Origin of the sequence: Hymenobacter endophyticus (assembly GCF_032464715.1) — a bacterium.
Classification (GTDB): domain Bacteria; phylum Bacteroidota; class Bacteroidia; order Cytophagales; family Hymenobacteraceae; genus Hymenobacter; species Hymenobacter endophyticus.
In genome coordinates, this window is sequence record NZ_JAWDJT010000013.1 from 65,499 (window position 1) to 77,084 (window position 11,586).

The following is an 11,586-nucleotide window of genomic DNA, read 5'->3' on the forward strand; positions in this document are numbered from 1 at the left end:
TTACCTTGCTTGTAACGATGGTTTTGTGGTTAATACAAGTGTATATTTACATATTCCCCCAACTACTACACTGTTACACATGTCACACCAAGGCGAAATCCTGCAAGAAGCCATAAAAAACAGCGGTATTTCGATTACCCGCATTGTGGACGAACTAGGTATTACACGGCCTACTATATACCGTAAGTTCAAGGAAGAGACGCTGGATTACACCTTTGTAAAGAAGGTGGGTGATATTATATCGTACGATTTTTCGCAGGATTTTACATCGTTACAGCAGTCAGCTTTACCATTTCATGTTACACCTGTTGCACCAACTGTAAACAATGCAGCTGTAAAGCCTGTAACGAAGCTGGGGTTTACACCGTCTGTAACGGACACTGATCCGTCAAAACAGTTGATGGTTTTGCAGCAGAAGTACATTGCCCTGCTGGAAGCCTATAATGAGCTGTTGCTGAAAGTGTATGGCCCCCGGTAACAAAAGTGTTCCACGTGAAACATTTTCGTTCCGATACAGTAGCCCGCCCAGCCGTGCAACGGCTAGAGCCCGGGTACGAATCAGTAACGCAAACGGCCTTCTACTCCCCATACACGCCAAGTGTACAGTGATGGACGGTGCGTTACTGCCAGCCTGAAACCAGAACAGTCGTCCTCCTTCACCTGTAATACCAGTTCCTTCCATGTTGCTCTCCGCCCAGCTGCCTGCCTATCGTCCGGTGTCCTATTCCCGGGTAACGCTTACCGAGTTGATGATACCTTCCTATGCCAACTTCGGCGGCAAGATTCACGGCGGCATTCTGCTGTCGTTGATGGACAAGGTGGCCTACGCCGCCGCCTCCAAGCACGCCGGTAATTACTGCGTGACGGTAAGCGTAGACGGGGTGAATTTCCTGCAGCCGGTAGAAGTGGGGGAGCTGGTTTCGCTGCTGGCTTCCGTGAATTACGTGGGGCGCACTTCGCTGCTGGTCGGCATCAAAGTCATTGCCGAGGACGTGCGCAGCGGCACCGTGAAACACACCAACACCTGCTACTTCACCATGGTGGCCAAGGACGATGCCGGCAAGCCCACGCCGGTGCCGGGCCTGGAGCTGGAGACGGTGGAGGACACCCGCCGGTTTGTGGAAGCCATCAAGCGGCGCGAGTTCAAGGAGCAGTACAACCGGGAGTTCGACAACGTCCGCAACGCCCTTATAGTAGAGCACCAGCACTACGACCTGACCCAGGAGCGGTGCCGGATAGCCTACCCGGAAAACCAGTAGCAGCAGCTTCCGGTGGGAGTGCCCCGGCAATAGGCACGGAGCCGCCGGCCCGCCTCAGGAGAAGGCAGGGTAGGGGAGGCAGATAGAACAGAAAGGCTACAGGAATACGACTTCCTTAATCACGTTTTCGCCAACCTCCGCGTTGAGGTTCTCCAATACCTTGGTCTTCGCCATAACCAACTCGTGCTTGAGCGGGGCCGAGGAGAGGCGTACAAACAGCTTCTGATTACTGACGTAGATCTGCTGGGTTTTCAGGGCCACGGCCTTTCCCATTACCTTCTCCCAGCTAGCTACCACCGTCACTTCGTTAAGCTTGCCCTGTAAGCGGTAGACGCGTAGTAGCGCCGTGATACCATCCTTTAGCGGGACGATATCCGATTGACGGGATGTTTCGGAAGAGTAAGGTTTTTTGAAGGCCATTGCATTATTTAACGCGCGAGAAAATTGCGCGCACTAGTTAAGCAAAGGTACCAGCAGGTATAAGCAATACCTGCGCCACACAACAAGCAAAAATCCAGCTGCTCAAAATAGGAATTAGCGGCACTACAGCGGGTCAATGGTTCCGGCCTGCACCCGATACCGCCGGATGTCTTCCGAAAGGTTAGCTAGAACCCGGTCGGTGCGCTCCAGGTGGGTATCGGTCAGGAAAATCTGGCCGAAGGTGTGGTTGGCTACCAGCTGCATCAGGCGGGTGATGCGCTTCTCGTCCAGCCGGTCGAAAATATCGTCCAGCAGTAGCAGCGGCTTCTGCTGCTTGTGCTGGGCCAGGATTTCGAACTGCGCCAGCTTGAGGGCAATAGCGTACGACTTCTGCTGACCCTGGGAGCCGTAGGCCTTCACCGCCAGCTCATCCATCAGAAACGTGAAGTCATCTTTATGTGGGCCCACCGTGGTGCGCTGTAAGGTGAGGTCCTTGCGCTCCTGCAGGCGTAGCAACTTCAGGAAATCGGCTCCCGGCAACTCACTCTTATAAGTAAGCGTTACCTGCTCCCGTCCATCAGCCAGTTGCTCATAGTGGCGCTGAAACATAGGCTCGAACTCCAGCAGGAAGGCTTGGCGGCGCTGGGCCAATTGCTCACCCACCGGGGCCAACTGCTCATCCAGGGTAAGCAGGTAGTCCCGGTCGTAGCCGGCCTGGCGGTCGGCGGCCAATTTGAGCAGGGAGTTGCGTTGCTTGAGTAAGTGAGTATACTTGATTAGCTGGGTGAGGTACTGGTGGTCGAGCTGGGAGATAAGGCTGTCGAAATACTTACGCCGCTCCTCGCTGCCCTGCCGGATCAGGTCGGTGTCATACGGGGAGATGAGCACCACCGGGTAGCGGCCGATGTGGTCCGATACCCGCTCGTAAGCTTGCTTATCGTGGGTCACTGTTTTCTTCTGTCCCAGGCGCAGGCTGCACTGAATGGTTTCCGGCTTCCCCTCAGTTCCCGAGTTGAATCGGCCCTTCACCACGAAGAACTCCTCACCTTGCTTAATGCTGGTTGTATCGGAGGCAGTAAAGGCGCTCTTGGTTAGGGAGAGGTAATGAATAGCGTCCAGCAGGTTGGTCTTGCCACTGCCGTTGTCGCCAATAAAGCAGTTGATGTGCGGGGAGAAGCGTAAATGGGCGTCTTCGTAGTTTTTGAAGAACAGCAGATGCAGGCTTTCGAGGTTCATGCGGAAGGTTCGGAATTGCAATCCTTTTACGTACTTTCGCATCCCAAACGCGAACAACCGAAAGCAAGATGGCGGAGACGAAAGTAAAGGCTGCCCCCAAGGCTTCCAATTCGACGAAAAAAACGTCGACCCCAAAAGCGGCCCCCAAGGGCAAAGCGGCTGCAACAGTAAAGCAGCCTGATCCGGTATTGCCTCCCGCAAACGAAGAGGCCAAGGCCGCTACGGGTGCCCCGAAGGCAACTACGCCGGACACGCTGGAATTCTCGAAGGAAACCTACCTCACCTGGTACGAGCAGATGCAGCTCATGCGCAAGTTCGAGGAGAAGGCCGGTCAGTTGTACGGGCAACAGAAGATTAAAGGTTTCTGCCACCTCTACATCGGGCAGGAAGCCTGCGTAGCCGGTGCTGTGTCGGCCCTCACCAAGGACGATAAGTGGATTACCGCCTACCGTGACCACGCGCACCCGCTGGCTCTGGGTACCTCGCCCAACGCCATCATGGCTGAGCTGTTTGCCAAGGCCACGGGCTGCTCTAAAGGCAAAGGCGGCTCCATGCACATTTTCGATAAGGAAGTGAACTTCGTGGGTGGCCACGGCATCGTGGGAGCCCAGGTTCCGATGGGAGCCGGTATTGGCTTTGCTGAGAAGTACAACAAAACCGGCAACCTGTGCATCGCCTACATGGGTGATGGTGCCGTGCGCCAGGGTGCTTTGCATGAAGCCTTCAACATGGCTATGCTGTGGAAGCTGCCCGTCATCTTCGTGGTGGAGAACAACGGCTACGCCATGGGTACCTCGGTGCAGCGCACCTCCAACGTGACGGAGCTGTTCCACATCGGACGGGGCTACGATATGCCCTCCGAGCCGGTGAATGCCATGAACGTGGAAGACGTGCACAACGCCGTAGCCCGCGCCGCCGAGCGTGCCCGCGCCGGCGAAGGCCCCACCTTCTTGGAGTTCAAAACCTACCGCTACAAAGGTCACTCCATGAGTGACCCCGCCAAGTACCGTACCAAAGAAGAGCTGGAGGACTACCGCTCCCGCGACTCAATTGAAGCGGTGCGCCACACCATCCTCACGCACAACCTGGCCACGGAGGAAGACCTCACTGCCATTGATGAGAAGATCAAGGCGCAGGTGCTGGAGTCGGTGGAGTTTGCTGAAAACTCTCCATATCCCACGGCCGACGAGCTGTTCAAGGACGTGTACGTTCAACAGGACTACCCTTACATCCGCGACTAGCGGAAGCTAAACCGGCCGTATTCGGCGGCCTCCTTTCTGCATAATTCTCATGTCGAAAATTCCTTTCACGGGCAAAAGCCAGCAGGCCCGCCAGCAGCAACAGCAGCGCGTGGTGTCCTCCGACCCATTGCAGCCAGCGGAAGCCTACAACCCCGAGCATCCGTTACTGGAAGACCCGGACGCGCTGGCCGTGCGCTTGGCCGAGTCGGAGGACTTCGTGCGCCGCAACAAGAACATACTGCTGGGTCTGCTGGCCGTGGTAGTACTGGCTGTGGCCGGGGGCTTTGGCTACTACATGTGGCGCGGCTCCCAGGACACTAAAGCCCAGGCCAGCCTATTTCAGGCGGTGAATTACTGGGAAGCCGACTCGCTGAATAAAGCGCTGAAAGGTGACGGCCGGAATTTGGGTCTGGAAAAGGTAGCCTCGGAATACAGTGGCACAGATGCAGCTAACCTAGCTAACTTCTACGCTGGTGCAGCTTCGCTAAAGAAAGGAGAGTTCAAGAAGGCCATCGACTATCTGGAGGACTTCAGCTCCAATGACTACTTGGTGCAGGCCCGCGCCTATGCGCTGTTGGGTGATGCCCACCTGGAACTCAACCAAGCCAAGGAAGCCGCCGACTTCTACAACAAGGCGGCCAACCACAACGCCAACGAGTTCTTCTCGCCTGGCTACCTCATGAAGGAAGCCACGGCCCGCGAAGCGGCCAAGGATTACGCCGGGGCTATTACTGCCTACGACAAAATTCTAACCGACTACGCATCGGCCGCTGAGGTAACGGAGGCCAAAGAGTACAAAGCCCGGGCCGAAGCCCTGTCCGGTAAATAAGTATAGCCTGCTGAAACAGCAGAAAGCGGCGGCCTCCGGGTTGCCGCTTTTTTTGTGCCTGGCCCGAACTGCAAACGGCCCCCTATCTTTGCCAAACCAGCTTCGCGCTATACTATCCCTTCCACGGCAACCCTTTTCCCAGCATATGGCCACTTCCCTCAAAAACCTGAGCGACTATACCTCCGACCACTTCATTGATATCAGCGACAAGCGGTTTGGGCTGGTGGTGGCCGAGTGGAATCGAGAAATAACCGATACCCTGGCCCAGGGTGCCTACGATACCCTGCTTAAGCACGGGGCCAAGCCCGAGAACATCTTCCGCAATACAGTACCCGGTAGCTTTGAATTGACGCTAGGGGCTCAGCTGCTGGCCCAGCACGAGGAAATAGACGCGGTTATCTGCCTGGGTGTGGTTATTCAGGGCGAAACCAAGCACGACGACTACATCTGCCATGCGGTGGCCAGCGGCATCACCAACGTAGGGCTGAAGTTCAACAAGCCGGTCATCTTCGGGCTAGTGACTACCAACACGCTGGAGCAGGCCTGGGACCGGGCCGGTGGCAAGCACGGTAACAAAGGAGTAGAAGGCGCAGTAGCCGCTATTCACATGCTGGGTTTCTAGGGCAGAGGAAGGAACAACTCCTGAACAGAGCAGCATTCTGATAAGGAGCTACTGACGGGTATCGTGTTGATTAGCGGACAAAACCGTAGCTTTGCGGCCGGAAAACGTCTGACCACTGGCAACCAACGACTAGCTGGTGCGCCCCGGCTACTCCGCGCTACGCCCAACAAGATAAACTTATTGGCGTGGGTGGGTGTTGGGCGTAACTACTGGCTATCGGGCGGCTATGAAGTTGGCAGTTTAGCCAGTAATCAGTTTTACTTAACATCTTCCTGCAACGACATGAGTGAAGCACCCCTACGCTATTCAAGGGAAGAACTGGCCGAGTTTGAGCAAATTATTCAGGAAAAGCTCACGGCTGCCCGCAAGGAAGTAGCGTTCATCAAAGAAACCCTGAGCCGCAAAAACGACTCGGGTACCGACAATACAGCCTCTTCCTCGAAGGTGCTGGAAGACGGTGCCGATACGGCTGAAAAGGAAAGTATGAACCAGTTGGCCTCCCGCCAGATGAAGTTCATCCAGCAGCTGGAAAACGCCCTGGTTCGCATTAAAAATGGGACGTATGGTGTTTGCATTGGCACCGGTAAGCTGATTCAGAAGGAACGCCTGCGCGCCGTACCGCACACGCAGCATTCCATTGAAGCTAAAATGGCCCGCCGCGACTAACCTACGGCTGACTATCATGTACTGCCCGGGCTGACCGGCAGGCTCTGCCTATTGTGGAGCCCGCTAGTCAGTCCGGGCACTGTTTTCGGAGGCTGGGCGTTAGCCGATTTCCTCACATCTGATTATTCACTTCCCGTAGCGATACGGTACTCACGCTTCTACCACCATGGGTAAGAAACATTTTTCCGGTGACGCTTCCGGCCGTAAAGGCCGCCCCAGCGGCGCAGGCCGTCCTTCCGGCAACGGCGGGCGTCCCTCCAGCAACTCCGGCCGCCCTTCGGGCAGCCCGGACGGATTCCGCAAGTTTGTGCAGCCGGGCCAGGAACGCGCCGAGCGGGACTCTCGCCGCGACAACGACCGTTCTGACCGGCCATCCTTTGGCCGCTCGGGTGGCAACAGTTTTGGCGGCCCCAAGAAATTCGGTAACTCGGGTGGCTTCGGTGGCCCTAGAAAATTCGGCAACTCAACGGGCAGCTCCTTTAACCGCGGAACTCGTGGTACTGGTGATGGGGAAAATACCCGCCGTTCCGATTTTAACCGGGAGGAGCGCCCCGCCCGCAACTTTACGCCCCGCGAAACCTGGGATGGTCAGCCGTACCGCCAAGAGGGCCGGCCTACAGTACCACGGGGTACGCCCGGCGAGCGGAACCGGAAGTTCATCAAGCAGAACCCTAACCCAGCCGATGAACCCCGTGCGGAACGCCCGGAACGCGCAGAGGGCTACCGGCCGCGCCCCACAGAGGAGCGCCCTAGCCGCGGTGAATTTGGTGCTGACCGGGAAATACGGTCGGCTCGCCCATTTGACTTCCGCGGCCGCCCCACTGACTTAGATACGGAGCGTACGCCACGCCCGGAGCGCCCCGAACGTTTTGAGCGGACGGAACGCTCGGAGCGGCCCGTCCGCCGCTCGGAGGATACTGGTGCTGAGCGCCGCGACTTCGGCAGCCGCAAGCCCCAGGGTTTCGGTGCAGGTGCCTCGGGGGAGAAGCGTACCAGCCGCCCCGGCTCGTTTGGTGACAAGCGCGAGGGTCGTTCCTTTGACCGGGAAGACCGCAAGCCCTTTGGGGAAAAACGCAGCTTCGGAACGGACCGCCGTGCGGGCCGCCCCGCCGAGGAGCGCCCCCGTCGGGCCCACGATGAGTTTACCGGTAAAGGCGCCCAAACCCCTAGCTCTAACCAGGCAGGTAAGCGCAAATATGGGGAGGTAGTTGGGGAAGCTCCTGATTACAAAAACCTGAAGTTTTACGACGAGGATAAGTCCCGGGGCAACAAGCGTCGCCGCGAGGATGAGGAACTGGGTGCCGAGGAGGTACGCCTGAACCGTTACATTGCCAACGCCGGCATCTGCTCCCGCCGCGAAGCCGACACGCTGATTGCCTCCGGCGAAATCAAAGTGAACGGGGAGGTGGTGACTGAAATGGGCTACAAAGTGCAGCCCTCCGATACGGTGCAGTACGGTAAAACCAACCTCAACCGCGAGAAGCTGGTGTACGTGTTGCTCAACAAGCCCAAGGATTACCTCACCACCACCGAAGACCCCGAAGGCCGCCGCACCGTGATGGAGCTGATCAAGGGTGCCTCCAAGGAGCGCGTGTTCCCGGTAGGCCGCCTCGACCGGAATACCACCGGCTTGCTGCTGTTTACCAACGATGGGGAAGTAGCCCAGAAACTTTCGCACCCCTCGCACCGCAACAAGAAAATTTACCAGGTGGAGCTGGACAAGCCGCTGGAGCCCCAGCACCTGGCCCAGATTGCCGACGGCCTGACCCTGGAAGATGGCAAAGCCGAGGTGGATGACGTGGCCGTGGTGGCGGGCAACCCGCACTTTGTGGGCGTAGAGATTCACATTGGTCGTAACCGCATCGTACGCCGCATCTTTGAGCACCTGGGCTACGATGTAGTAACTCTGGACCGGGTGCAGTACGCCGGCCTCACCAAAAAGGACCTGCCCCGGGGCAAGTGGCGCTTCCTCTCCGAGAAAGAGGTTATCCGCCTGAAGTATTTCATGTAAGCACGCAACCGCTCACCCGCTGGGCGGCTCCTGATGGTGAAGTTGTGAAATGCGGATGTTGGGAGTGGTTGGTCTGTCTCAGATCCTACCCGCCCAACCTCTCCGGTTCCACGGCTTCACCATTTTTGCGCCCTTGCAAGTCAGTGCCCCAACACCTGGTTTCCTCACTTCCTTCTTTCCTAATTTCTCCACTTGCGTACGCTGGCTCTCGATATTGGCAATACGGCCGTGAAGTATGGCTACTTTGAAGCTGATGCGCTGGTAGAGTTGGCGGCGGGCCAGACGGCGGAGCAGGTGCGGGCGGCAGTGCAGCGGCTCCGACCAGACCACGCCGTGCTGGCTTCCGTGGCGGAGCCGACTACTGCTTGGGCTACGGAGTTGAAAGAGCTGGTGGCAGGGGAAGTGCTGGAATTCGTGCCAGCTACCACGCCGTTGCCCCTCGGCAATACCTACGCCACGCCCCATACCCTGGGGGCCGACCGGCTGGCGGCCGCCGTGGGTGCTGCTTGGTTGCTGCCCCAACGCCCGGTGGTGATTGTGGATGCAGGCACGGCTATCAAGTGCGACCTAGTGGCAGAGGGGGCATTTAAAGGCGGTAGTATTTCGCCGGGTTTGGCTATGCGGTTTCGGGCGCTGCACGCGTTTACCGGCCGGCTGCCGCTGGTAGAGAAACCGGCCGACGAATCAGCCGAAATACCCCTCACCGGTACCGATACGCAGGCCGCTTTAAGGAGTGGGGTGTTGAACGGAGCCGTGGCCGAAGTGCGCGGAATGCTGACCGAATATGAGGCCCGGTTTCCGGGCCTGGCCGTGGTACTGGCGGGCGGCGACGCGCCATTCTTCCGCACCCGGCTGAAACGACCTATCTTTGTTGTTCCGGAGCTCGTGCTACTTGGGCTCCACCGAATTTTAGTACACCATGTCTCAACCTAACTTCGCCGGCTTGGCCGGTGGTCTTTCGCTGCTGGGGTTGCTGGCAGCTTCGCCAGCCGTACTAGGCCAGGGCCTGGGCAACTCGCCGTATTCGCGCCTGGGGCTGGGCGATGCCAGCCTAAACGCGGGTGGCGTCCGGCAGATGGGCATGGGAGGCATTGGGGTAGCGGCGCCCAACAGCGTAAACGTGAACGAGCTGAACCCGGCGCTGCTGTACTACACCAACCGCACCACCTTTGAGGCGGGCTTTACGGGGCAGTTCAAAACCCTGCGTAACTCGGTAAGCAGCCAGCGCACGGGCTCCGGTAACCTGGGTTACCTGGCGTTGGCGGTGCCCATCAACCGCCGCTGGGCCGGGGCCATCGGCCTGAAGCCCTACAGCACGGTAGACTACGAGACGAGGACGCTGGATAACACCGTTCAGGGTGACCCCACCTCCCAGATAGAGAAGCGCTATGTGGGCTCAGGTGGGCTGGCTGAGGCGTACATGAGCCACGCCGTACGCTTGGCTAAGGGCCTGACCGTTGGGGCATCCGTTGGGTACGTATTCGGCAACATTCAGCAGGAGGCCAGCACCCGTATCAGCACTAGCACCCTGCCGCTGGCTCTCTCGAACCGGGATATCTATCAGGAGCAGGTGCACTACTCCGATTTTGCCTTTCGCATGGGGCTGCACTACCGGGGAGAAATTACCGATAAGCTGAACTACAACATCGGCGGCACGCACAGCTTCCGCTCCAACCTCAACGGGGAGCGGAACGTGGCCTTGGTTCGTCAGGACCCCAATGAAATTCAGATTGGCTCGACGATGCAGGAAGTAGAGGCCCCCGGCAGAGCCCAGGTGCCCTCCCTTACCCAAATCGGCTTCAGCCTGGATAATAACCGCAGCTGGAGCCTGAGCCTGGAAGGAGCCCGCCAGGAATGGTCGCAGTTTCGGGCCTTTGGCGAGCAGGGCGGCTCCTCCGGGATTCTACTCAGTGACACCTACCGGTTTGGGGCTGGTGGAGAAATAACCCCGGATGCTACCTCAGTAGAAAATTACTTTAAGCGGGTAACCTACCGGGCGGGCCTCAATGTGGCGCAACTGCCCTACCGCCCCGGCGGCAACGCCCTCTACGACCGGTCGGTGAGCTGGGGCTTTGGCTTTCCGCTGCCCACGGCTACAGCCCTGGATGCTACCACTATCAGTTTGGGCTTCACCTACGGGCAGCGCGGTAATACCGATGTGCTGCGCCTGACCGATGGCACCACCGAGCGGCTTGAGCGCAACGTGAAGGAAGATTACGTGCGCATGCAGTTGGGCGTGACCCTGAACAACCGGTGGTTTATTAAGCGCCGTATTGAGTAGCATGAAAGCCTGGCTGGTAGGTACGGTGCCCCTGGGGGCGTTGCTGATGGCCACCCTGCTGGTAAACTGCCAGAAAGCGGCCGACGAGGTACCGGTGAAGCAGGTGCTCTACAAAGGGCCCACCGTGGAAACCGAAAATGTGCTGATGCTCGTCAGTGACTCGGCCCGGCTGCGCATCCGCTTGACGGCCCCGCTGGAGCAGCAGTTCGAATCAGGGGACATGATCTACCCTAAGGGCGTGAAGCTGACGTTTCTGGATGACGAGGGCGTTACGGTGGTAAACACCATTACCGGCCGCTACGGCAAATTCGATAAGGCCAAAAACCTGTATACTATGCGCGGCGACGTGCGCGTGACCAACGTGCCCAAGCAGCAGCGCATGAATACGGAGGAGGCTTTCTACGACAAAACCAAGGCCTCCATCTACACCCAGGAGCAAACCGAAATCAGGGTAACCACGCCCACGGAGGTGCTCACCGGCCGCGGCCTTACGGCCAACCAGGATTTCTCCCTCTACCGCATCCTCAATCCCACCGGCGTGTTCACGCTCCAGAACGCGCCCACCGCGGCTCCCGCCACACCTACCCGTTAAGTATTTCTGTCAATGAAGCGTTTCTGGGACCCGGGCATTAGCCGTACCATCCTGTTTGTACTGGGGGTTTTCACCTTCGTAGTAGCCTGTTACCGCACGCTAGCTACCGGCAAAATGGATGGCCTCTATAACAATTACTGGCTGTTCATGCTGTCCTTCGGGCTGGTGATAGGGCTGCGTTACCTGCGCCAGCAGGACAAGATAAAAGCTGCCGAGGCTGAAGCCGCCCGTAAGGCAGCGCTGCCGGCTGCCGCCAAAAAACCGAAGAAGAAAAGGTAGGGGCAAGGGCCTGTACGGAAACCGATTACCAGTTTCGTGCTTAGCCCGAGTATGCGCTTTTCTGGTCCTGAGCCCCTGCCGCCACTATGGGCGGCAGGGGCTCATCATATTCAAGGGGTTCTGCCTTGGGCAGAGCCAATTACTGCGGCT

Annotated in this window: 14 protein-coding genes; 11 read left to right on the forward strand and 3 right to left on the reverse strand. The window is 58.1% G+C overall.

Going from position 1 to position 11,586, the window contains the following annotated elements; all coding sequences use genetic code 11:
• The first annotated feature begins 79 nt into the window (after positions 1-79).
• Both ROI90_RS17400 and ROI90_RS17405 read left to right on the forward strand, forming a co-directional pair.
• Complete coding sequence (locus tag ROI90_RS17400) at positions 80-478, forward strand: helix-turn-helix domain-containing protein (protein ID WP_315999634.1); 399 nt, start codon at positions 80-82, stop codon at positions 476-478.
• 202 nt (positions 479-680) lie between these two features.
• The gene (locus ROI90_RS17405; protein ID WP_315999635.1) at positions 681-1,259 is read left to right on the forward strand and encodes an acyl-CoA thioesterase; all 579 of its coding nucleotides are present in this window, start codon (positions 681-683) and stop codon (positions 1,257-1,259) included.
• Between the two features lie 96 nt (positions 1,260-1,355).
• On the opposite strand, the gene ROI90_RS17410 is transcribed toward ROI90_RS17405, so the two are convergent.
• Together ROI90_RS17410 and recF are read right to left on the reverse strand one after the other, a co-directional pair.
• A complete protein-coding gene (locus ROI90_RS17410; protein ID WP_315999636.1) occupies positions 1,356-1,679 on the reverse strand; it encodes a DUF721 domain-containing protein in 324 nt (107 codons plus the stop codon).
• A gap of 123 nt (positions 1,680-1,802) precedes the next feature.
• Complete coding sequence (recF, locus tag ROI90_RS17415) at positions 1,803-2,915, reverse strand: DNA replication/repair protein RecF (RefSeq protein WP_315999637.1); 1,113 nt, start codon at positions 2,913-2,915, stop codon at positions 1,803-1,805.
• 68 nt (positions 2,916-2,983) lie between these two features.
• Here recF and pdhA point away from each other — a divergent pair, with 68 nt between their 5' ends.
• Positions 2,984-4,156, forward strand: a complete 1,173-nt coding sequence (pdhA, locus tag ROI90_RS17420) for a pyruvate dehydrogenase (acetyl-transferring) E1 component subunit alpha (RefSeq protein WP_315999638.1) — start codon at positions 2,984-2,986, stop codon at positions 4,154-4,156.
• On the opposite strand, the gene ROI90_RS21200 is transcribed toward pdhA, so the two are convergent.
• Entirely contained in the window at positions 4,110-4,256 is a 147-nt protein-coding gene (locus tag ROI90_RS21200; protein ID WP_380230181.1) for a hypothetical protein, read from the reverse strand. The genes pdhA and ROI90_RS21200 overlap by 47 nt on opposite strands.
• Between ROI90_RS21200 and ROI90_RS17425 the strand changes: the two genes are divergently transcribed.
• From ROI90_RS17425 to ROI90_RS17460, 8 genes are all read left to right on the forward strand, one after another.
• Positions 4,206-4,985, forward strand: a complete 780-nt coding sequence (locus tag ROI90_RS17425) for a tetratricopeptide repeat protein (protein WP_315999639.1) — start codon at positions 4,206-4,208, stop codon at positions 4,983-4,985. The genes ROI90_RS21200 and ROI90_RS17425 overlap by 51 nt on opposite strands.
• A 145-nt stretch (positions 4,986-5,130) precedes the next feature.
• Positions 5,131-5,607 carry a 6,7-dimethyl-8-ribityllumazine synthase gene (gene ribH, locus ROI90_RS17430; RefSeq protein ID WP_315999640.1) on the forward strand — a complete coding sequence of 159 codons (477 nt, stop codon included), beginning with the start codon at positions 5,131-5,133 and terminating at the stop codon, positions 5,605-5,607.
• A gap of 282 nt (positions 5,608-5,889) precedes the next feature.
• On the forward strand, positions 5,890-6,273 hold the full coding sequence (locus ROI90_RS17435; protein WP_315999641.1) for a TraR/DksA family transcriptional regulator: 384 nt from the start codon (positions 5,890-5,892) through the stop codon (positions 6,271-6,273).
• A gap of 166 nt (positions 6,274-6,439) precedes the next feature.
• Positions 6,440-8,284 carry a pseudouridine synthase gene (locus tag ROI90_RS17440; protein ID WP_315999642.1) on the forward strand — a complete coding sequence of 615 codons (1,845 nt, stop codon included), beginning with the start codon at positions 6,440-6,442 and terminating at the stop codon, positions 8,282-8,284.
• A gap of 192 nt (positions 8,285-8,476) precedes the next feature.
• Positions 8,477-9,217 (forward strand): type III pantothenate kinase, encoded by a 741-nt coding sequence (locus ROI90_RS17445; protein ID WP_315999643.1) that lies wholly within the window; start codon positions 8,477-8,479, stop codon positions 9,215-9,217.
• Positions 9,204-10,565 carry a hypothetical protein gene (locus tag ROI90_RS17450; protein WP_315999644.1) on the forward strand — a complete coding sequence of 454 codons (1,362 nt, stop codon included), beginning with the start codon at positions 9,204-9,206 and terminating at the stop codon, positions 10,563-10,565. Before ROI90_RS17445 ends, ROI90_RS17450 begins: the two co-directional genes overlap by 14 nt.
• 1 nt (position 10,566) lies before the next feature.
• Positions 10,567-11,157, forward strand: a complete 591-nt coding sequence (gene lptC / locus ROI90_RS17455; RefSeq protein WP_315999645.1) for an LPS export ABC transporter periplasmic protein LptC — start codon at positions 10,567-10,569, stop codon at positions 11,155-11,157.
• A gap of 12 nt (positions 11,158-11,169) precedes the next feature.
• Positions 11,170-11,436, forward strand: coding sequence for a hypothetical protein (locus ROI90_RS17460; RefSeq protein ID WP_315999646.1), 267 nt, complete (start codon positions 11,170-11,172; stop codon positions 11,434-11,436).
• Positions 11,437-11,586 lie beyond the last annotated feature (150 nt).